Raw genomic sequence first — 22,679 nt, forward strand, 5'->3', positions numbered from 1 at the left:
TTATGCAGACTCATTCTTCAACCTTGGGTCAAGGGCATCCCTTAATCCATCGCCCATCGTATTGAAGCTGAACACGGCAAGCGTAATGGCGATGCCCGGGAATACCGCCGTCCACCAGGCCGTTTCCATCCAACTCTTCCCTTCACTCAGCATAATTCCCCAGGACGGTGTATCCGGAGAAACTCCGAGACCGAGGAAGCTGAGCGCCGCTTCTGCCAAGATAGCGAAAGCGAAGGAAAGAGTCACTTGCACGATAAGCGGGGCCACACTATTGGGGAGAATGTGTTTCCACATGATCTTCATATTGCTCACTCCCATCGAGCGGGCCGCTTCGATATACAGAGAATTCTTGATGGAGAGCACCGATCCCCTTGCGATCCTGGCGAAAATAGGTGTGTACACAATCCCGACAGCGATCATCAAATTCGTGAGGCTTGGTCCTAAGATAGCCATAATGACTAGGGCAAGCAGAATATCCGGGAAAGCGAACATGACATCCGTCAGCCTGGACAGCACATGATCGACCCATCTGCCGTAATAAGCAGCAACGACTCCGATGATGGTCCCACAGACAAAGGACAGACCGACCGAAATAATACCGACTTGTAAAGAGATCCTCGTTCCATAAATGATCCGGCTCAAAATATCACGTCCGAATTGATCGGTACCGAGCAGGTGGGCCATACTCGGTCCCTCCAAAATAGCGTCCGTCATCATTTCGTATGGATCATAAGGGGCAATCAGCGGGGCAGCGACCGCCATCACTGCAAACAAAAGCGTCATGCCAAGTCCGAAAACACCGACTTTATTTTTTTTGAATTGATACCATAAATCAGACATCACGATTCTCCTTTCTTAATATCTGATTTGCGGGTTCAGGAATCCGTAAATAATATCCACAACCAGATTGACAATCACAAAGGCGCTTGCAATGAACAGAATCGTCCCTTGCAGCAGCGCGTAATCCCGGTTTGTTATCGCCTGCAGAGCGAGACGACCGACACCAGGAAGACCGAAGATCTGCTCCACGACGACAGAGCCTCCAAGCAGATAGCCCGTTTGAATGCCGAGTACTGTCACAACAGGAATGAGCGCATTCTTCAGCGCGTGTCTCCAAATCATCCGAGAATTGGAAACCCCTTTTGCTTTTGCCATTTTGATATATTCCTGATTCGTCACTTCCAGCATCGAGGAGCGCGTCATCCGCATCGCGACAGCTCCTACAGCTGTGCCTAAGGCGACAGCAGGAAGCAGCATGCTCTTCAGATTTCCCCATACGCTGTCATAAAGGCCGACGAATCCGCCGGAAGGAAACCAGCCGGCATAGAGACTGAAGAAGAGAATCATCAATGTACCAAGCCAGAAGTTAGGAACAGATATGCCGAGCATCCCGACAAAACTTGCTCCGTAATCAAACTTACTGTTCCTCTTGAGAGCCGCTATCGTACCAAGTGGAATGGCAAGAATAACAGCGATGATTACACTAAGCAGGGCAAGCTCGATCGTAATCGGAAGCCGGGCCATGATTGCTTCAAGCACCGGAGTGTTCGTAAATTGCGAATATCCGAAATCCCCTTGCAGAACGTTTCCGAGCCATAAGAGATATTGCTGAATGAGTGGTTCATCCAGCCCGTACTTATCTCTCAAGGCAGCTGCCTGATCCGGAGAATAACTGGTACCCAGCATGGCTGTGACCGTATCCCCGGGAACCAGCCGGACGATGAAGAACGCCACAATGGAGATTCCGAACAAGACCGGAATGGAAATAAGCAGCCGTTTGATGATGTATTGGATCATCCAATCGTCCCTCCTTGCACGTAAAGTGAAGGAAAAAGTGGCCGGAAGCCACTTTTTCGTTTTATCTATTTATTATTGGTCAACCTTCGTCTCTTCTAATGAAATCGTCGTCACCGTAGGATGAACATCAAATCCGCTTACACGATCGCTGAGTGCCGACGTCTGCGGGTTGGCGTACAAGAAGACCATCGGAGCATCTTCGGCAATCATACGCTGTGCTTCTGCATAGATTTCCGTCCGTTTCTCTTTATCCATCTCTTTACGTCCCTGTTCCAACAATGCATCGACATCCGGGTTGGAGTACGCCTGTTGGTTGTACATGCCGTCTGTATGGAAGATGTTATAAAGGAACTCATCCGGATCGACGAAACCGACCCAGCCGACAACAGTCATTTCAAAATCTCCATTACCGAGAGCATCAAAGAAGACACTGTCCTCCTGGGAGACGACCTCGACCGTCACGCCGACTTCCTGAAGCTGCTGCTTAATGACCTGCGCGGCATCGATCTGCGCTTGGTTCGTACTCACTTTCATTGTCAAACTCAAGTCAGAGACTCCTGCTTCTTCCAACAATTGACGCGCTTTGTCCAAATCCTGCTCTGGATACACGGCATCTTCCAGGTGTGCCCAGTGGTTATCCGGAATCGGGCCGCTTCGTAGCGGAGTCGCCTGTCCCAGCTTCACGACGTCGTTGACAGCATCACGATCGACAGCCCACGCAATGGCCTGACGGACCTTCGGATCGGACAATGGACCTGCCTCGGTATTCAAACCGACATACTCCCAATACGTTCCGGCGACAGTCTCCACATTGACGTTGTCTGCCTGCTCCAATACTTGGACATCCTTCGGCTGTGTTTGGAGAAGAATATCGATCTCCCCGTTTCGGATGGCTGTAGTTCGTGCTGTTTCATCCGGAATCGAACGCCACACGACTTTATCTAAGTACGGCAGTCCATCTTTAAAGTAGTCCTCATACTTCTCCAGGACCATTTCCTGATCCTTCGTCCACTCACCCAATGTGAATGGGCCGCTGCCGGCATCCGCACCAGCCAGGTCGCCGCCGTTCTCATCGACGATCGTTTTGTTGACAATGGCATTCATCGGATAAGCAAGGAATGTCAGGAACGGAGCGACCGGCTCGGCTAAAGTCAGGACGACTGTCGTGTCATCCGGCGTCTCGATACTTTCCAAGGACTCAAACTGAGCCGCCCTTACTTCGTTTTCTATAATTCTTTCAATGGAGTACTTCACATCTTCTGAAGTCAAAGCGTCCCCATTATGAAACGTCACGCCGTCGTGGAGGGTCAAAGTATAGACCGTACCATCATCAGAAACTTCATAATCCTCTACTAAGTCTCCTTCGATTTCTCCGTAGGTCCCTTTCTCATACTTGAACAAGGTGTTGTACATGTTCTCGATGTAGCGCATGGAGGCTGCATCTGTCACGACGTGAGGATCGAGACTCTGTCCTTCGGATAGATCTGTGATCGTCAATGTTCCACCTTCCGAAGCCTCCCCTTCCTGATTTGTCTCCTCCGAACCGGAATCAGATGAACCAGACTCCGTCGGGTCCTGACAGCCGGCAAGCAAGAGCAGCAGGGATACGAGCAGCAACAACCAGTAGATTTTCTTCATTCAATAATGGCCCCCTTTTTTATTTTCAGTAAATTTAAAAAATACAGTAATTTTATTATATTGTAGAAACCTGTCGTATTTATATGGGAGATGTTCCAAAGAATAAAAGCAAATGTTAGGAAAGTTTACAAATCAGGTGATCTTCAAATTTTATGGATTTGAACGTTACATTTCGGAGAGGACAGGGAATGCTTACAATGGACATTCCATAAAATTCTGGAAGGAGCAGATAAGATGAACCAGCAACAGCTCGACCGAATTAAAAACGGAAAAGGATTTATTGCCGCTCTGGATCAAAGTGGCGGAAGTACGCCGAAGGCTCTGGCTGATTACGGCATTCCTGAAGATGCCTACAATAATGAAGACGAGATGTTCGATAAAGTCCACGAGATGAGGACAAGGATCATCACCTCCCCTGCTTTCGATTCCGAAAAAATTCTAGGAGCTATTCTTTTTGAGAAAACGATGGACCGTAAAGTCGAAGGGAAATACACAGGAGACTATCTCGCGGATAAGGGCATTGTGCCTTTTCTGAAAGTCGATAAAGGGCTTGCCGATAAAGAAAACGGCGTCCAGCTCATGAAGCCGATCAACGATCTCGACGAAACGCTTCGTCGGGCGAACGAGCGGAAAATATTCGGAACGAAAATGCGCTCCGTCATTCACGATCCGGATGAAAGTGGAATCGAAGCAGTGGTTCAACAGCAGTTTGATATTGCCAAACGGATCCTCGCTTCCGACCTGATGCCGATTGTCGAACCGGAAGTGAATATTCACAGCGAAGAGAAAGAGAAATGTGAAGAGCTTCTGCGCAATCATATTCTTAAACACTTGAACGAGTTGGAAGAGGATCAGCAGGTCATGTTGAAGTTGACGATTCCAACAAAAACGAATGCGTATAAGGAACTTGTCGACCACCCGAAAGTCATTCGTGTCGTCGCTCTCTCCGGAGGTTATGAACGGGAAGAGGCCAACGAGAAGCTGACAGCGAATGATGGGTTAATCGCGAGCTTCTCCCGGGCACTTGTCGGCGATGTGTATGCAGACCAATCAGACGAAACGTTTGATCAGGCCCTGCAGAATGCCGTCGATTCCATTTACGCAGCTTCTGTACAAAAAGGCAGATAATAGAATCCAGAAAAGGCGTACACCGTGGTGTACGCCTTTTTCATGAACGGGAAACCTATTCTAAGGAAATAGGAAATAGTAACGATATTCCTCTTTCCCTTTTCCTATCATTTGTTCATGATCCTTCCAATCTTTTATACTTTACTTAAAGAAAGGTGGTCCCCACTTATGGAAACGATGGAACAGCTTTACCAATCCAACTTCAAAGATAACGCCTACCCTTTTTATGAAAAAATGAGAGATAAACAACCCGTATTTCAAATGTCTGATGGCACTCCCGCTACGTGGCTTGTCACCAAATATGACGATGTCAAAGAAATGCTGAAGGCGCCGGGTTTCCTAAAAGATCAGACGAAGCTGATCCAGAGGACGCCTGACGATGACGGTGACAAAGAAATCACTATCTTCGAAAACATGATGCTTGATGTCGACCCTCCTGACCACACGCGCTTACGCAAGCTTGTCCAGCCCTACTTCCACCCGAAAACGATCAAGGAATTGACTCCACGGATCAGTGAAATCGCTGATGATCTAATCGAGCAAATGAAAAAGAAAGGAGGACCGGTGGACCTGATCGACGATTATGCCTTCCCTCTGCCGATCATCGTCATCAGTGAGATGCTCGGTGTACCGGCAGAAGACCGGGATAAGTTCCGGAAGTGGTCCAATTCCATCGTGGCCGCCTCCAACGAAGAGGACTCGGATTTTGCAGCGGATGTGGAAGCCTTCACTACCTATTTGACCGACCTCTTTGAGAAGAGAAAGCAGAATCCGACCGACGATCTTGTTTCCTACCTTATCCAAACAGAGGAAGACGGAGAACAGTTGAGCCGGCAGGAGTTATATTCGATGATCTTTCTTTTGATCATCGCCGGTCATGAAACCACCGTCAATTTGATCGGTAACACGATGCTCGCCCTTTTTGAGCACCCGGACCAGCTGGATTTAGTCAAAAAAGATGCTTCCCTCATCCCGGGAGCCGTTGAAGAAGGACTGCGCTACTACAGTCCTGTCGACTTCTCGACAGCAAGATGGGCAGCCGACGACATGGAGTTTCGCGGGCAGACGATCCGGCGCGGCGATATGGTCTTAGCCTCCATCAGCTCCGCCAATCGGGATAACGATAAATTCGAAAAGGCAGACGCGTTTGACGTTACAAGGAAGAGCAACGGTCACGTCGCGTTCGGCTTTGGCATTCACTTCTGCCTCGGTGCCCCACTCGCCAGATTGGAAGGGAACATTGCATTGGAGAAGCTGTTTGCATCGCTCCCTGCCATCACAATCGACCCGAACGGAGAGGCGCCCGAATGGCGCTCGATCTTTCTTCTACGCGGCCTGCGCAGTCTCCCTGTCACCTGGTAAACGAAAGAGGCACTCGTTATAGAGTGCCTCTTTTCCTATTTATCAAAAAATGTAAAAAAACCAGCTGAGATACGATAAAATGTAGAAAAAGGAGAGATGAAGATGGAACAAACGTTGATTCAAGCAGATGACACGTGGCTGTTGTGGGCATTTCTTGCCGGCTGGGCAGCTGTAAGCATTTATCTGGAGCAAAAATACAAATGGGCAGCCAAAATGACCGGAGCCATCATCGCCCTCGTCGGTGCCCTGATCCTCGCCAACATAAAGGTGATTCCGACAGACGCACCCGCCTACGATGCCGTATGGACATATGTCATTCCTCTGGCTATCCCGCTGCTCTTATTTCAAGCCAATTTAAGAAAAGTGATCAAAGAAAGCGGACGGATGCTGTTCATCTTCCTGATCAGCTCCATCGGTACCGTCATCGGTGCGTACATAGCCTTCTTCTTCCTGAAAGATACCATTCCAAACCTGGATAAGATAGCAGCAATGGAAACAGGCTCTTACATTGGCGGAGGTGTGAACTTCGCCGCCCTGTCCGGCAAGCTGAACCCACCCGGAGAGCTCGCCGCTTCCGCAATCGTTGCCGACAACCTGTTGATGGCTTTGTATTTCTTTGTGTTGATCCTGATCCCGGCCTCCTCCTTCTTCCGCAGGAAATTCCGGACTCCCTACATCGATGAGCAGGAACGCACCGTCGACTCGTCTAAAAATACGGCAGCAGATTATTGGAAGAGGAAGGACATCTCTCTTAAAGATATTGCGCTTGCAAGCGGGAGTGCGTTCGTTTTGGTGGGTGTTTCCTTCAAGCTGGCGGATTGGATCAGCGCCTGGATTCCATCAGGCGAAGGAGTACCGGTGTATTTAAACATAATGAACGGATTATTTGGAGATGGTTATTTGATGCTGACGACCATCACCGTTCTTGCTGTCACCCTATTTGATAAATTTTTCGATAACATACGTGGTGCACAGGAATTGGGGACCTATCTTATATACATTTTCTTCGTCGTCATCGGTGTACCCGCATCCATTCCATTGTTGATCCAGAATGCTCCGCTGCTTATCATCTTTGTCGCAATCATCGTTTTCTTCAACATGCTCCTGACATTCGGAGTCGGTCGTTTGTTCCGTTTCAGCCTGGAGGAAATGATCGTAGCAAGCAATGCCAACGTCGGCGGGCCGACGACCGCAGCAGCCTTTGCTATTGCGAAAGGGTGGCAGCGGCTGATTGTCCCTATCATGTTGGTCGGCACACTTGGATACATCATCGGCAACTACGCCGGCAGTATGATGTACTATGTCTTTCAATCTATGTAAACGGGACCTGACTGCCTGAACTATGCCTCAGGTAAAGCCTTTTTCCCTTCCTATCTCTTTTCGAACAAGCGAAAGGCCCCTCCAGAGAGGGGCCTTTTTTACTTATATAGAAAGTTTCTTCGCGAGCGAATACATGGATTCATTCCGAACCGGCGTTTCTTTATCAATCTCTGACAGCTCATAAGTAATGAGCTCCTCTTCCTTCAAGCTGACATAGAAGCCTGTCTGGCCAGAATTCAGAAGTTCGACCGCATAGGCACCGAGACGTGTCGCCATCATCCGGTCTCTTGCAGACGGCGTTCCACCATATTGGGTATCATCCAAAATCGTTACCCTCGCTTCCACGCCGGCTTCCTCCTTCAACCTCGCTCCGAAATCCGCTGCATTTCCGACTCCCTCCGCCATGATGATAATGCGGTAACGGTGGTCCTCCTGATCTTTCATTTCCTCGATCACCTCATCAAGCTCCGCTTTTCTCTCCGGGATGATGATGGTTTCCGCACCACCGACCAAGCCGGCTGATAGAGCAAAGGTACCGGAATCTCTCCCCATCACTTCGACGATGGTCGTCTTCTCATGAGAATCCGCCGTATCCCGAATACGATCGATATTCTCCATGATCGTATTCAAAGCCGTATCGAAGCCGATCGCCGACGCTACATGAGGAATCGTAGAATTGATCGCAGCCGGGACTGCTATACAAGCGACACCCTTGTCTGCGAGAACATGCGCCATCTGCAATGCTTCCAGACCGCCGATTACGATTAAGGAATCGATTTCAAATTTAGTAAGCTGCCGCTTGATTTGTTCCTGTGCTTCTTCTTCGAACATATCCATATCCTGAGAAGACTGTAGAATCGTGCCCCCTCGGGCAAGAATCGTCCGTACCGCTTCCTTGTCCAGTGTCTCTACGGATTCTTCTAATAATCCGTGAAATCCGTTATGGATTCCTACCACTTCCTTGCCGGAAGCCATTCCTGACTTCACTACTGCCCGAATGACAGCATTCATACCGGGAGCATCTCCTCCACTTGTCAACACGCCTATTCGATTCATTATCATCACTCACTTTCTGTCGTTCACATCTGGATGTTCAGAGGCAAAAGGAATTCCACCTTTTCCCTGACCTAATCCTTATAATAACATTTTGCGCCTTTCAAAGTCGTGGGAATGCTCTTCATCCATGATTTATGAAAAAAATCCCCCGCCCGGCAGGATCCCGGACGGAGGATTTCGTTCTTATTTAAATAATGCTAACAATCGCTCAAAGAACCCTTTTTCTTCTTTCTTTTTCGGTTTCTTCTCTTCTTTTTCCTCCTGCTTGACCGCTTCCGTCTTCATGACGAATTGGACAGAATTGACCTGCTCATTTTTCTCAGAAACGAAGGACACCGGCTCATAATCCGACTTGTCGTATTCCTCTACCATCTGATCGATTTCGGACTGCATCTGGCCCGGGAGATCACTCGTTGCAGAAGCCAGCTCTGAAGTGCCGCCTTTCAACCGGCCGGCCCCCTCTTCAAGCTCTGCCGTTCCATCCGTCAAACCGGCAATTCCCCCGTGGATATCCTCATAGGAATTCGTCAGTTCCGCTACGCCCCCCGTGTACTGCTTCAAACCCTGATGGAAGGTCGCATAATTGGAAGTGAGCTGATCGAAACCCGTCTGCAGTTCAGTAATGGACCCTGCAATATCCATTCTTTCAAGACCGGCTCCGACCTGATCTGCTACGTTGTAAAGCTGGTTACTCATCTCTCCGAGAGAAGCGGAGCTCTGTTCCAAAGCAGGCGTCACTGCTTGGAATGCCCCCTCTGCATCCGTGAAGGCTCCTTTAGCCGCTTGGGCTGCTCTATATGTTTCCAAAAGCTGGTCAATGATATCCTGATCCGCCCCGCTGTCACGAAGTGCCTGAATATCCGCTTCTGTAATGTTATATCCCGGAATTGCTGCGATGGCATCAGCCAGTGCCTGATTCGCTTTTCCATACTGAGCATTCAAATCATCGATTTCCGACTGGGCGTTCTTCAGGCTGTCCGCCAACTCACGCAGCCCGCCCTCTACCTTCGTCAAATCATTTAAATCGACGTCACCAGTGCCGCCCTGAACCGCTTCATTCATCTGCTGAAGGGCGGATTGTATGGAAGCAGATCCTTCCACAAGTTCTGATGACCGGCTGTTCAGGCTTTCCATCCCCTGTTTGTATTGCACAGAGCCGTCATAGAGGCTCGCCACCCCGCCGTTCAATTCTTTAATACCATTCTGTAAATCGCCGACACCGTTATCAATGCTGGCGGTTGCCTCTGCTAAAGACCCCATGTCGTTTTTCACTCCACCGATATCCGGTGCATCAATGGCCATGGAGGAAGGTACAGCGGTGAACTCGATACTTTCCATCTCCATATTGTCAGCGTCCGCCGTAACGGTGAAATCACCTTCTTCTTCGGGGAGAACGGTAAAGGTCACTTGCCGGTCCTTCCCGGCATTGGCCACCGTTCCTTCCTCCGCTTCAATATTCTCGAATTTAGAAGAAGCCATCGGAATCGTAATCTGCATTAAATAGTTGTTGAAGAAACTAGCGTCCGCCTTCTCATTCTTCGTCGTCTTAATTTTAATTTCGAGCTTTCCGTCCTTACCGGCAAGTTGATCCGCGGAAATCTCTTTGCCATTAAGCACATAGGTCACGTCCAGGTCCCAAGGAAGAGGGGTATCCCCTTTCAAGTTGCCTTGGTAATAGAACTCGTCTTCTTCTGCTGTCCATTCGACCTTTTGACCTTCCTGTTTGATTTCATTAACATCGGTCAGGTTCTGCACGCTCGTATAAGGACCATAATCGACAATGCTTCCTTTATCCTTTATATCAAAATTGTTGATGACATAGAGCTTTTCCTGGTCTCCATCCGGTTTCAAATTGGCGTAGACCACCTCATGTTTTGCTGAAAAGGATCCTTTGTCTCCCAGATCCTTCCCACCTTCTTCTGCTGCAACTGGAGAAACAGCTGTCAGCATGAGAACACACGCAGAGCCGACTGCCGTCATACGTTTAATACTCATCGCTCATTCTCCTTTATAGAAATTAGCTTTGTACGTCGTCTTCCTGATGATTGGATCAAGAACGACCATCAGAGCCGGAAGTACGAATACAACCATCAGGAAGGCAAGCAGCGCCCCTCGACCAAGCAGCAATCCGATCGATGAGACGATCGGGTTGGAAGAGGTCATCCATAAGATGAATCCGACGCTCGACAAAATGGCAGCCGACACGAAAATTGAGAAGATCTTCTCATCAATCGTTCTCTTGATGGCCTGCAGGGCCGGCATGTCTTTACGCAGATGGTTGTAATTCTCTGTGAACAGGATCGCATAGTCCACCGTAGCTGCCAGTTGAATCGTACTGATCAGCAGGTAGCCGACATAGACAAGTGGCGTATCCGAGAAATACGGAAACGATAAGTTAATCCAAACCGACAGCTGAATCGTCACAAGCAGAATCAGCGGAATCGAAATGGAACGGAACGTCAACAGCAGCACAAGCGCAACCGTAATGATCGTCAGTGCATTGACAAGCGTGTTATCCTTCTGCACGATATTCTTCATGTCATACAAGGTTACGCTTTCCCCAAGAAGGTGGTTCTCTTCATAATATTCATCCGCGGTTTCTTTCACCTTCTCAATCAGAGAGAAAGCTTCCTCTCCTTCCGCGTCCGTTTCCGTATATAACGTGATGCGGGCATAATGCTCGGAATAAAAGGCCTCGGTCATCGATTCATCCAAAAATTCAGGCGGAATGGCCGGGCTTACGATATTCACGTAAGACATCACGCTCGAAATACCTTCCATATCCTCCAATTCCTGAACAATCTGCTCTTCTTTAGCCCTGTCTCCACGCGGGACGAGAAGCACCATCGGCATATTCTTGCCGAACTCCTGTTGAATCGCTTCGACATCCTGGCCTGCTCTCGTATTATCAGGCTGCTCCCCCGTTCCGTAGATGAAGCTCGTTTGCCCTTGCGCAAGGTATGCCGGGACAATAAGCAGGACGACAAGAATCAGACTGGGAACCTTGAACTTCATGACTCGGCGCCCGACATTCTTGAAATCAGGAATGAACGCTCTATGCTTGGTCCGGTCGATCCACTTATAGAACATAAGCGTAAGAGCCGGAAGGAAGATCATGACGCTGATGAAGCTGAGCAATATCCCTTTCAAAAGGTTCAGACCGAGGTCGGAACCGATTCCGAAATCCATGAATGTAAGGGCAGTGAATCCGAAGAACGTCGTGGAAGCACTGGCAATGATTGCGGGGAACGAACGTTTCATGGCCAACTGCATGGCTTCTTTCGGATCTTCCACCTGCTTGCGGTAATCGGAGAAACTGTGCAGCAGGAAGATGGCATAATCCAGGGATACAGCAAGCTGCAGAATCGGTGCCACCGACTGAGTAACGAATGATACTTCACCAAGGAAGATATTCGTCCCTAAATTAATCAGAACCGATACGCCGATCGCCACCAGGAAGAAGACAGGCTCCATCCATGACGTCGTCGACAGCACGAGAATAAGAATGATGATCGGAACGAGCAGAGCCGCCGCGTAGGCTGATTCACTACCGGTCATTTTCTGGGATGTCGCGGTATTGACCGCTTCCCCTGCAACCGCATTATCCTCTCCGATCAACTCATAAATCGCATCGGTCGCATCTACTTCAAATCCTTCCGCGATGTTCAACGAAAACAAAGCGGCGTTATCTTTATAGTAGGAGTCCGTCATATCGGCATCTGCCATTTCCAATGGAACTTTTAAATCAACCACATCGTCGAGCCATGTGACGCCGCTGACTCCTTCAATCGCCTCCAGGTCTTCTTTATACTGAAGTGCCTCGGTGATGGAAACATCCTGAATCATCACTCGCGCATTCTCCACCGGCTCATCGAACTCTTCCTCCATTAAATCCATCGCCTCCATCGACGGTGAATCCTGTGGAAGATAATCGACCATATTATAGTTCACCGATACAGCGAACTGTGCCACAGCACTTAGTAAGGTAAGTATCGTAAATAGGATGACAATGCTTTTCTTATGTTTGATTACTGATGATGTCCAGCCTATAAGGCCTCCCCCTCTCTTGCAAAACGCGTTGGTACACTTTAATATTTTATTGACACTGTGTTGGATATTCAACAAACAGTTTTATAAATTACGTCAGTTTCCCGACACGAACATGCCTTTGTGTTGGATTGTCACATAACTGTAACGGTTAAGGAGTGAAATCATGAGTGGAAAACTGGACCGCAGAAAGAAATACACAAGAAAAGTTCTCAAAGAAAGCTTGATCATCCTGCTCGCAGAAAAGAAGATAGCCGACATCACCGTCAAAGAAATTTGTGAAATCGCCGATATCAATCGTTCCACCTTCTATACCCACTATACGGATCACTACGACCTCCTTCATAAAATAGAAGCAGAGATTACCGAAGATATGAAGCAGTATTTACAAAATTACAGCTATGAAAAAGAAGAAGAATCCCAGCAGATGACGGAGAAGATCCTGGAGTATATCATCGACAACAAGCGTATGTTCCAAACCCTTCTTACGAGCGACTCCGCTTCCAGCTTCGAACAGAAGATGATGGAGCTCGCGAGGAGCTTCATGCTGAATAATTGGATGAGCGACAGTAAGGTAGAGAAAGAAGAATCCGAATACTTCAGCTCCTTCGTTATCAGCGGCGCCATTCATGTCATTAAGGATTGGATCAGGAACGACATGACCCAGCCGCCAGGGCAGATGGCTGCCATGATCCACACCTTCATCAACCACGGCTTCTCTTATGTAGAATAACCTGCAGACAAACTACGATACAAAAAAGAGCGGTAGAACCCTTGAGTTCTACCGCTCTTTTTGCAAGTTCAGATAGAGAGCTTGCCTGAACGGATATCATCCGTCATCCCTTTGTATGGAGCCTCAGAAACAACCGTCTCCTTATCTATTCCAACGTGCTTCTTAAAGGTGATATCCGCGAATTCAGGTACGACATATTTAGGATACGTCTCATACTTCTCTCTGGATTCCTCCATCAACTCGATATGATCGTTCTGATAACAAACTGTGATATCCGGACGTTCATGCACCCACTTAGGGAAGAAAATAACTCCGTGCATCCGGTCTTCATCGGGCATGAAATTCAGCGAAACGTCGGTACCTGTAGGCTCGGTCCAGGAAACCTTGAACACACCGTCGGTAATTTTGACGATATCTGCTTTTTGGTTACGGACCCAGCGTCCTCCGACCATACCGCTGTGGATCCGGTAGTCGATCGTATCCGCATTCTTAATGTACATTTCATATTCCCAGCCGTTCTCGTACGTATAGATCATTTGCGTTCCAAGAAATTCATTCAAGTTTTTCATGCTGATTTCACCTCTCCAATTATCAAAACATGTAACTATTTACATGTTCTATTTTACATGTAAAACTTTACTCTTATGCTATAATGTTGTCAAACGATCGAATCAGGAGGTCACGGATGGGACGCAGAGTATTAAAATATGCAATTTTAGGTTTACTGAGTAAAGAAGATAAGAGCGGTTATGATATCACTGCTGAATTTAAAGGGGCGATCGGACAATTTTGGAGTGCCAAGCACAGCCAAATCTATGTAGAATTGAAAAAGCTCCTGGAGGAGAATTTAATTTCTCTCTATATTGAGATGGCAGGAGCCAAGCTGGAGAAGAAAATGTATCACCTTACCAGTGAAGGAGAGGAAGAATTGAAGAAGTGGCTGACCGCCCTGCCGGAGGAGGTCGAAACAGAAAAAGATACTTTCGCTCTCCGGATGTATTTCCTGAAGGATATCCCCGAGAATAAACGGGCGGAGGTATTTGAAAACCAGAAGAAGCTTCGAAAAGATAAGCTGTGTGAGCTTAAATCAGAATTCCAGAGCCTTTTCGGGCCGGATACCGACCCACTTCAATTAAATGCAGAAGAACTCGGTCATTATTTCGTATTGACGAAGGCCATTACCAGAGAAGAAGGCTATGTTGCCTGGCTCGAAGAGAGTATTCACTTCCTTCAGAGATGATCATAAGAACAGGAAGGCATCATTACAGCAGATGCCTTCCTGTTCTTAATTACTAAACATGTATTTTCTGTGATTTTTACGGAGCGACAGAGCGATTCCCACCATCATCATCGTCGAGAACAGGGAACTTCCCCCGTATGTAATGAAAGGAAGTGCGATCCCCTTCACCGGCATCAAACCGATGACCATTCCGATATTCTGAAAAATTTGCGCAGACATGCTGACCGCTATAGACACCATTAAACAAGTTCCGAAGAATACCTCCGTTTCTTCCGCAAACTTGAAGAACTTGTAGATGAGCAGAAAAAAGAGGAGTACAACGATAGTGGCTGCAATGAATCCTCCCTCTTCAGCAATGGCGGCAAAGATGAAGTCGGTGTGTTTCTCCGGAATGTAAATTTCTCCGTTCATCAGCCCTTTTCCGGTGAATTGACCACTTCCCGCTGCCAATTGCGCCCTGTGACTCTGATAAGACTGATCCTGACTCGTCGAAGGATCGAGAAAACCGACAATCCTATCCTGTTGGTGCGGCTTCAAAAGAGGCAGCACATATTCCTCCATCACTTCAGACTGATACAGGAAAAGAGTGACCACCGAAACAAGGAGCACCACTGGGACGATCACTAAAACAGCCAAAATTCGTTTCGAAATGTTCGAGAGAAAGATCATACTCCCGATTCCGATGAAATAGAGTATGACCATTCCCGTATCCGGCTGCTGGTACACGAACAAGGCAGGCGGAACGGTCAACAACATAAGTTTCCCTAACATCCTTATATCTGTCCAGATAGTACGGGCTTTCCCGGCCTGGTAAGTGGCAAGGATGCTCGCGGTTAAAATAAACAGACTGATCTTCAGAAATTCCGACGGCTGTATGGAACCGATCAACGGGATATTGAACCAGCGCTTCGCTCCATAGATCACAGGCGCAATCCCCGGCGGTGCCCACCTCAACACGAATACCGATGCAAACGAACCGATGTAAAGCGGCCACGCCAGACGCTCAATTTGATCGATATCCAATTTAGCCACGATCAGCATTAATGTGACACCAATTGCATAATTGATGACTTGTCGACCCGCAAAGTTGATCGAATATACGCCTGCATTCTGACTGCTGTATATAAAAAAAACACTGATCACAAAGAATGAAACGATTATACATAAAATCCCTTGGTCCAGCTTCTCCCAGTACGAAGCTTTCGTAGTCAATGATGCGCTCCTTCCGACTGTCCGAAACGCCGGAGTCCGTTCTTACCTTAGGTCATGACTTCGTAACCATCGACAGATACAACTGAACAGCTAACGCGTCATCCACATACCCGATTGGGAAGAAATAATCAGGGATGACGTCAACCGGGGCTATGAAGTACAGAAGAACTCCTCCAATAACCATAAGCTCCCGTCTACTCTTCTCTTTTTGAAAGAAAGCGTCATACATACGTTCCAGCTGTTGTATAAACGGGCCGGCGGCGCTTCCGACTTTCATTAATTTTTGTTTGAAATTTTCTTTTATGGACGCTTTTCCTTCCTCTGTATCGGCATAGGCCTGGTAAGAGGATAACTCTCCTTTAAGACGATCAAGGGAAAAATCACCATCATAACCTTCACTCACCTTCAGTAACTGATGGATCGTTTCGACGGATTGTGCAAGCTCATCGCTTCCCTTCTCCTCCTCATCCAAAGGATAATCCGCCAACCTATATAAATCTTTCAAAGGCACATCTAAAACTCCAGCGAGTTTTTCCAGATGTGCCGGTGTCGCTCTTCTTCTGCCGTTCATGATTTTAGAGACAACAGCAGGGTCGATGCCCGCCCTTCGTCCGATTTCTCTCATAGAAAGAGCAAGCAGCCCCATTCGTTCCTTTAAATATTCACCAAGTTTTGTTGATGAAGACAACAGCTTCACATCCTTACCGATTCATACATTTCATTTCTTTATTATAACATCTCAACCGTAGACGAATTGTCAACATTTTAAGCATACCTTTTCCTGACAGAAATCCTGCGGTATGTAGAGATATTAACAAGGATGCCTGCCGAGAGCAATAGAACGATCAAAGAAGAGCCTCCATAACTGATGAACGGGAGCGTTATTCCGGTAATCGGGAGTAATCCTGATACGGCGCCGAGATTGAAGACCGCCTGCAAACCGATTTGGAAGGTCAGTCCGACAGCCAGCAGCTTCCCGAACGTATCCTTTGTTTGGACAGCGATACGTACCCCGCGGTACAAAATCGTCACATATCCCCCGAGGATGATAAGCAAGCCGATCAAGCCAAGCTCTTCCAGTACAATCGACATAATGAAATCCGTGTGCGCTTCCGGTAAATAGCCCATTTTCTCCACGCTGTTTCCAAGTCCTCTTCCTGTCCATCCCCCGGAAGCGATCGCTTTATAAGAGCCGATTAGTTGATACCCTTCCCCATTCGGGTCTGCCAACGGATCACGGAAAGAAAGGATGCGATCGAGACGATAAGAAGCAGTAAGGGCGAAATAGACGACGGCACTCCCGGCAATGGATCCAAGTATAAACAAATGCTTCCCCTTAACACCTGCACTCCATACGATGAACCCGCATGGAATGGCGATCGCGGATGCTGTCCCCAGATCCGGCTGCTGAAGCACGAGCAGGAAGACGACTGCCAGAAGAATCAAGGGCGGGGCGACCCCTTCCCGGAAATGATGGATCACCCGCTGGCGTTTCGAATAGAAATAGGCAAAATAGAGAAGCATGACAAGCTTGATCATTTCCGTCGGCTGAAGCAGAACGGGACCGATATGCAGCCACCTTTGAGAGTGGTTCCTCTCTACGCCCACTGTCAGCACGGCAACCAGCAGCACGAGGGAAACGACGACCATCATGGTTATCCACTTCCCGTACCATCTGTAAGGGAGATAAGATGCTAAGGCCATGACAGAAATGCCGATTACAAGAGAGAACAGCTGCCTTTTGAAGAAGAACTGAGCATCTCCAAACTCCATGTACCCTTTGACGAAGCTCGCACTATATACCATCACCACACCGAAGGCTGCCAGAAGAATGACTACGACAATCAGCGCGTGGTCCATTTTCTTAAATTGATTCCACATCTCCTGTCACCATCTCACCGTTATATTTATTCCCTGGTGCTCGTTCATTATGGTACAAACGTTGACAAATTGTCAACGTTGATCCGATAAAAAATAGACAGACCGAGCTGCCTATTTTAACTTTACAGAATTTCGTTGGACCAATTTCGTATGAAGCGTATATTTAGAATCGACATCCTGATTCTGGAGTGCTTGAAAGATGATATGGACGGCAAGTGCACCCACCTCATACTTCGGTTGAGATACCGTCGTCAGCGGCGGGGAAACGAATTCAGATATCTGGATGTCATCAAACCCGATGATGGAGATGTCTTCCGGCACCTTAATCCCGTATTCCTCAAAGGCCTTCAATCCACCGATCGCCATTTCATCATTTGCGAAAAAGACAGCTTCCGGCATCTCCTGCTGGGCAATCAACAATTTTGCAGCTCTGTAACCACCCTCCCTGGTAAAATCACCAGAGACCTTCCACTTGGATTGAAAAACGATGTTGTGCATATCCAATGCTTTCTTGAAACCCTCCAAGCGCCTCTTGTTATCATAAGAATTCGAAGGGCCGCTTACATACCCGATTTTTTTGAAGCCGTACTTAATTAAATACTCGGTCGCAATGAAACCACCATGTTCGTTGTCTACCTCTACATGATAAATATTATCGTTATTCAACTTCCTATCGAGAACGACCAAAGGAAAACCTTCTCTCGCAGCTTCGACGGCGATATCATCGTCAATGTTGTGCGCGAGTATAATCGCTCCGTCGACTCTCTTTTCCCGCAGAAATTTAACCGCAGTAGACTCTTTTCCTCCCACGGAACTGCAGGCGATCAGGTCATAGCCGTTCGATACGGCAACATCCTGAACTCCTTTAATTAACTCGGAATAATACGGACCGGATAAATCACTTAATATCAACGCGATGGTATTCGTCCGATGCTTCTTTAAGTCGGAAGCAATGCCGTTTTTCTGATAGTTCAAGGCGCTTGCTGCTTCTTTCACGCGACGCTTTGTTTCCAGACTGATTTTATTACTGTCATTTAAAGCGTACGATACCGTCGATACAGCTACCCCGGCTAATTTAGCTACATCCTTAATCGTTGCCATTGTTCGTGCCCCCATCAAACTTATTTCTTCTGGTTCCTTATCGGCAACCACTCGAGCACGTGTCGAATAGCATGATCCCAATATTCCCAGTTGTGATCTCCCGGCTCGAAAGCAGAATCAATTTCTACTCCTTCCTGCTTACATTGCTCCAGGAACCGTACGTTATGTTCAAACAGAAAGTCATCTTCGCCGCACCGCTGATACAACAGCGGCAGACGTTTACCCGACTGTGAGATTTTGCTGACTCTATCCATTATATCGTTTTCCGTACCTCTTACATCCCCGTCCCCGAAAATCAATTGCAGCCAACGGGATTTATCACTATCTTCTTCTCGCATTTTGTCCAGGTGGAACACCATATCCGTCACCCCGGACATCGATGCGACTGCTTTAAATTGCTCCGGGCGATTCAATCCCCATTTCAACGCTCCGAACCCGCCCATGGAATGGCCGGCAGCGAATGTATCCTCCGCTTCCCCCGATACAGGAAACATGGACTGTACCCGCCTTGGCAGCTCTTCTGTCAGGAACGTCCAATATCTTCCACCGTATTTCATGTCGGTATAGTAACTGTTATCCACTCCAGGCATAACCACAGCCAAACCGAGTCCTTCTACATAACGTTCCAGAGAAGTACTCCCTGTCCACGTGCGGTGATTGTCACTAAAGCCGTGAAGTAAATATAAGACCGGATATTTACTACTGTCTCCCTTTTCCAATTCTTCCAAAGACGGCTGCGGCAGCAGGACCGTGATCGTGGTTACTTTAGACAATACTTCTGAGAAAAAGCTGCACTCCATTTTCTGCATCGTCCTCGCTCCTTTCTTTTTTCCTCACTTAATTCCGGACACATTAAACCCTTCGACGATATACTTCTGAAAGATGATAAAAATAATTAAAATCGGGAGAACCATGAACGCTGAACCTGCCATCTGCAATCCATAGTTCGTTACATTTTCATCTTGAAGCAGCGCCAATCCTACCGAAAGGGTATAAAGCGACTCATCATTCGCTACGATTAACGGCCATAAGAAACTGTTCCATGATCCGATAAAGGTCAAAATGACTTGAACAGCAAGAATAGGTTTAGACAGAGGAATGATGATACGGGAGAATATATAAAACTCCCCGGCCCCGTCCAATCGGGCCGCCTCGATTAAATCATCCGGGATCGTAACCATGAACTGTCGAATAAGGAATATATTAAATGCAGCGATCAACCCAGGAAGAATAATACCAGCCATCGTATTGGTCAATCCCATTTCATTCAGAATCAAATAAGTAGGAATCATCGTCACCTGACCAGGCAGCATCATCGTAATCAATACCACCATAAACCATGCTTCTTTCCCTTTAAATTCGAATTTGCCGAACCCGTAGCCGGCCATTGTATTAAGGAGCAGCCCGAACATAGAAAATACAACAATAATTAACGTATTGATCAGATAAACATCGAAATTCAGTTCCTGAAACAGCTGTAAGTAATGCTGAAAGGTAGGATTTTCCGGAAAAATAGTAGGCGGAATCGCCAATACTTCGGTTTCCGTTTTAAACGAGCTTAGAATCATCCACAAGAAAGGCAAAGCCACCAATATACCGCCGATCAGCATGATTGCAACGACCAGCGTCTTTTCAAACCTATTCCTTAAATACATAGGAATCCTCCTTACACCGTTTGGTCTTTCCTGAATTTGAACTGCACTAAGGTTGCAATAATGACGATTGCAAACAAGACGAAGGAAGCGGCAGCTCCATATCCGAACTCACTATACTGGAAGCCTTCCTGATAGATGAATAAAGCGATAGAGTTCGTCCCGTTCAAAGGACCACCCTCTGTCATGACGAAAGGCTCCTCGAAGAATTGAAGCCAGCCGATCAAGGTCGTCACGGTAACAAAGAAGGTAGCAAAACTCATGGAAGGCAGAGTAATGTGAATGAGCTTGTGCCAACGGTTCGCACCATCAATATCAGCCGCTTCATAGTATGTACGAGGAATGGACTGTAATGCAGCAAGGAAGATGAGCATGCTTACACCATTACTCTTCCATACAGCTAAGAGAATGAGAGATAACTTCGCGATAAAAGGATCTTCCAACCACGGAACCGGATCGATGTGCAGCGTGTTAAGTACAAAATTAAACAATCCATACTGCTGGTTATACAGAAAGCCCCACACTACCGCGACTGCCACTATGTTGGTAATGGAAGGCATATAGTAGATAACCCGGAAGGTAGAGGAAAGCCATGAACTCAACAACTGCAGAAACAATGCAATAATAAAAGAACTACCCACCGCAAGCGGTACACCGATCATGACATAAATGAATGTATTCCCTAAGGATTGTATAAACACAGGGTCTTTAAACAGCTCCACATAGTTGCTCAGTCCGGCAAAACTGATTGACGACCAGTCTGCAAGACCAGCGAGGTTCATGTCTGTAAAGCTGATTCCAAGAGCAATGATGATAGGTAAGAAAGCGAAAACCATTAATAATAAAACAGCCGGTCCTATAAATAGAAACGGCGTCCACTTTGTCTTCATGTGATTCATCCACGATCCCTCCAAGCCTCTTCCTTAATGTCTGAAAGACTCAGGTCATCCAGGCAGGTATCCTAGTACCCGCCCGATCGACCTGTCATGCAGATGTTTCCTATTAGTCAGTCTGCTAAGACCCTTTCCGTGTCAGCTTTATATTCCTGGATGGCATCATCTATATTCTTCCCGCCGCGATTGATTTCTTCGAGCTTTGTGATCAATTCCTGTCCTAGTCGTTCAAACTCCGGAATCAACGGAAGCGGCTGGGTGGACTCTAACTGTTCTCCGAAAGTACTGACCATCGGATCCTCGGAAAGCAACGGATCTTCCCACGCTTCTTTGTTAGCCGGGAGCTCACTGTTTTCTTCATACCATTTCAATTGCGTATCCTTATCAGCCATCCAATCAATAAATTCAAGAGCAAGGTCTTCCTTATCAGAATTATGGAAAACGGCCAAGTGCGCTCCGCCCATCATCGATTTGTTATTGTCTGCTTCCGGCATGACATGCACGTCCCAGTTCCCTTCAATTTCCGGGGCACGCTCCTTGATAGTCTTAATATCCCATGGTCCGCTGAAGAACATCGGTTTAGATCCGTCCGCAAAAGATTGGAAGAATTCTTTTCCCTCTTCCATTTGAGACAGTCCTTCATCATAGAATAAGTGATGAAGCTCTACCGCTTTCTTAAAGTCAGGACTGTCAAAGTTGTCCGCTCCTGCTCCGACTTCATACTCCCATCCCTGCTGCCATGCCATCATGAAAGGGAATTGAGGATCATTTGCAGGCAAATCGACCGCAAACTGACCTTCCCCGCGATCAGCAAGCTTACGGGAAGCATCGATCATATCCTCCCACGTTTCAGGCCCTTCCGGATAGCCGACTTCCCCCAGGATATCTGTACGATAGAAGAGAAGACGTGTATCTACATACCAAGGAACAGCTATCGTTTTGTCTTCATAAGTAGTGGTACCGATCGCTCCTTCATAGAAGTGATCCGGTTTCAAATTTTCATAGTCCCCGATTTTGTCTGACAAATCCATAAAGGCGCCGGCTTCTGCAAACTCAGCCACCCATGTCGTTCCGATTTGAATGACGTCCGGCCCTTTTCCGGAAGCAACCGCTGTTAATAGTTTGTCATGAGCATTCGCCCAAGGGATGGTCTGCACCTCCACCTTGGCACCGTTCGCATCTTCAAATTCCGTCACAAACTCCTTCAACCCACCGGACATGGTCCACACTTGGAGTGCGTCGGAATCTTCCCCTTCCCCGGAACTTTCATTGGAAGAACATGCCCCCAGAATGAATAGTCCACCGATAAATAAACATAAGACCAATCCTCTTTGCCACTTACTTATTTTTCTCTCCATTTCCGCACACCTCTCACTTTTTAAAAGAATTTAAAACCGAACCGTCGTCTAAACTCTTGCCACAAACAGGTGAAACGTTTCAATAACCAAAGTATAAAATAGCTTGCAAGCGGTTTCAAGTTATTTTTTAAAATATTCCGTATAATCCTTTAATTATAAGTTATATCAGCTATAAATCTTTTTATATCCGTGTGATGTTATATAAAAAACCAATTGAAACGTTTCAATAAATCCCGTATAGTTATCTACAAGTTCTTGGAA

20 protein-coding genes are annotated in these 22,679 nt (G+C 47.2%); 5 read left to right on the forward strand and 15 right to left on the reverse strand.

Annotation, left to right across the window (positions count from 1 at the left end; all coding sequences use genetic code 11):
* The 3 genes from AXG56_RS16940 to AXG56_RS16950 all read right to left on the reverse strand — a co-directional run bounded on the left by AXG56_RS16940 (position 1) and on the right by AXG56_RS16950 (position 3,435).
* A complete protein-coding gene (locus tag AXG56_RS16940; RefSeq protein WP_026578789.1) occupies positions 1-840 on the reverse strand; it encodes an ABC transporter permease in 840 nt (279 codons plus the stop codon).
* 15 nt (positions 841-855) lie between these two features.
* Positions 856-1,797 carry an ABC transporter permease gene (locus AXG56_RS16945; protein WP_062515624.1) on the reverse strand — a complete coding sequence of 314 codons (942 nt, stop codon included), beginning with the start codon at positions 1,795-1,797 and terminating at the stop codon, positions 856-858.
* A 72-nt stretch (positions 1,798-1,869) separates the two neighbouring features.
* Positions 1,870-3,435 (reverse strand): ABC transporter substrate-binding protein, encoded by a 1,566-nt coding sequence (locus AXG56_RS16950; RefSeq protein WP_008634465.1) that lies wholly within the window; start codon positions 3,433-3,435, stop codon positions 1,870-1,872.
* Positions 3,436-3,669: 234 nt separating this feature from the next.
* On the opposite strand from AXG56_RS16950, the gene AXG56_RS16955 reads away from it, so the two are divergent.
* From AXG56_RS16955 to AXG56_RS16965, 3 genes are all read left to right on the forward strand, one after another.
* Positions 3,670-4,563 carry a fructose bisphosphate aldolase gene (locus AXG56_RS16955; protein WP_062515626.1) on the forward strand — a complete coding sequence of 298 codons (894 nt, stop codon included), beginning with the start codon at positions 3,670-3,672 and terminating at the stop codon, positions 4,561-4,563.
* Positions 4,564-4,731: 168 nt separating this feature from the next.
* On the forward strand, positions 4,732-5,925 hold the full coding sequence (locus AXG56_RS16960; protein ID WP_062515628.1) for a cytochrome P450: 1,194 nt from the start codon (positions 4,732-4,734) through the stop codon (positions 5,923-5,925).
* 102 nt (positions 5,926-6,027) lie between these two features.
* Positions 6,028-7,245 (forward strand): DUF819 domain-containing protein, encoded by a 1,218-nt coding sequence (locus AXG56_RS16965; RefSeq protein ID WP_062515630.1) that lies wholly within the window; start codon positions 6,028-6,030, stop codon positions 7,243-7,245.
* A gap of 102 nt (positions 7,246-7,347) precedes the next feature.
* On the opposite strand, the gene AXG56_RS16970 is transcribed toward AXG56_RS16965, so the two are convergent.
* The 3 genes from AXG56_RS16970 to AXG56_RS16980 all read right to left on the reverse strand — a co-directional run bounded on the left by AXG56_RS16970 (position 7,348) and on the right by AXG56_RS16980 (position 12,240).
* Positions 7,348-8,301: an ATP-dependent 6-phosphofructokinase gene (locus tag AXG56_RS16970; protein WP_064503517.1), complete on the reverse strand. Its 954-nt coding sequence runs from the start codon at positions 8,299-8,301 to the stop codon at positions 7,348-7,350.
* Between the two features lie 183 nt (positions 8,302-8,484).
* Positions 8,485-10,296, reverse strand: a complete 1,812-nt coding sequence (locus AXG56_RS16975) for a hypothetical protein (RefSeq protein ID WP_062515634.1) — start codon at positions 10,294-10,296, stop codon at positions 8,485-8,487.
* A gap of 3 nt (positions 10,297-10,299) precedes the next feature.
* Positions 10,300-12,240 carry an RND family transporter gene (locus AXG56_RS16980; RefSeq protein WP_026578796.1) on the reverse strand — a complete coding sequence of 647 codons (1,941 nt, stop codon included), beginning with the start codon at positions 12,238-12,240 and terminating at the stop codon, positions 10,300-10,302.
* 274 nt (positions 12,241-12,514) lie between these two features.
* On the opposite strand from AXG56_RS16980, the gene AXG56_RS16985 reads away from it, so the two are divergent.
* On the forward strand, positions 12,515-13,081 hold the full coding sequence (locus AXG56_RS16985; RefSeq protein WP_008634452.1) for a TetR/AcrR family transcriptional regulator: 567 nt from the start codon (positions 12,515-12,517) through the stop codon (positions 13,079-13,081).
* A 68-nt stretch (positions 13,082-13,149) separates the two neighbouring features.
* Here AXG56_RS16985 and AXG56_RS16990 read toward each other — a convergent pair whose 3' ends face one another.
* Positions 13,150-13,650, reverse strand: coding sequence for a phenolic acid decarboxylase (locus AXG56_RS16990; protein ID WP_039870852.1), 501 nt, complete (start codon positions 13,648-13,650; stop codon positions 13,150-13,152).
* A 116-nt stretch (positions 13,651-13,766) separates the two neighbouring features.
* Between AXG56_RS16990 and AXG56_RS16995 the strand changes: the two genes are divergently transcribed.
* On the forward strand, positions 13,767-14,321 hold the full coding sequence (locus AXG56_RS16995; RefSeq protein ID WP_062515636.1) for a PadR family transcriptional regulator: 555 nt from the start codon (positions 13,767-13,769) through the stop codon (positions 14,319-14,321).
* 45 nt (positions 14,322-14,366) lie between these two features.
* On the opposite strand, the gene AXG56_RS17000 is transcribed toward AXG56_RS16995, so the two are convergent.
* From AXG56_RS17000 to AXG56_RS17035, 8 genes are all read right to left on the reverse strand, one after another.
* Positions 14,367-15,533: an FtsW/RodA/SpoVE family cell cycle protein gene (locus AXG56_RS17000; protein ID WP_062515638.1), complete on the reverse strand. Its 1,167-nt coding sequence runs from the start codon at positions 15,531-15,533 to the stop codon at positions 14,367-14,369.
* 52 nt (positions 15,534-15,585) lie between these two features.
* The gene (locus AXG56_RS17005) at positions 15,586-16,221 is read right to left on the reverse strand and encodes a DUF1232 domain-containing protein (RefSeq protein WP_062515640.1); all 636 of its coding nucleotides are present in this window, start codon (positions 16,219-16,221) and stop codon (positions 15,586-15,588) included.
* Positions 16,222-16,298: 77 nt separating this feature from the next.
* A complete protein-coding gene (ftsW, locus tag AXG56_RS17010; RefSeq protein WP_062515642.1) occupies positions 16,299-17,414 on the reverse strand; it encodes a putative lipid II flippase FtsW in 1,116 nt (371 codons plus the stop codon).
* Positions 17,415-17,525: 111 nt separating this feature from the next.
* Positions 17,526-18,515: a LacI family DNA-binding transcriptional regulator gene (locus tag AXG56_RS17015; RefSeq protein ID WP_008634438.1), complete on the reverse strand. Its 990-nt coding sequence runs from the start codon at positions 18,513-18,515 to the stop codon at positions 17,526-17,528.
* A 20-nt stretch (positions 18,516-18,535) separates the two neighbouring features.
* On the reverse strand, positions 18,536-19,324 hold the full coding sequence (locus AXG56_RS17020) for an alpha/beta hydrolase family protein (protein WP_062515644.1): 789 nt from the start codon (positions 19,322-19,324) through the stop codon (positions 18,536-18,538).
* A gap of 24 nt (positions 19,325-19,348) precedes the next feature.
* Positions 19,349-20,170, reverse strand: coding sequence for a carbohydrate ABC transporter permease (locus AXG56_RS17025; RefSeq protein ID WP_008634433.1), 822 nt, complete (start codon positions 20,168-20,170; stop codon positions 19,349-19,351).
* Between the two features lie 11 nt (positions 20,171-20,181).
* Complete coding sequence (locus AXG56_RS17030) at positions 20,182-21,066, reverse strand: carbohydrate ABC transporter permease (protein ID WP_008634431.1); 885 nt, start codon at positions 21,064-21,066, stop codon at positions 20,182-20,184.
* Positions 21,067-21,173: 107 nt separating this feature from the next.
* Positions 21,174-22,418, reverse strand: coding sequence for a sugar ABC transporter substrate-binding protein (locus tag AXG56_RS17035; RefSeq protein ID WP_008634429.1), 1,245 nt, complete (start codon positions 22,416-22,418; stop codon positions 21,174-21,176).
* Positions 22,419-22,679 lie beyond the last annotated feature (261 nt).

Origin of the sequence: Halobacillus sp. KGW1 (genome assembly GCF_001592845.1) — a bacterium.
Taxonomy (GTDB): Bacteria; Bacillota; Bacilli; order Bacillales; family Halobacillaceae; genus Halobacillus.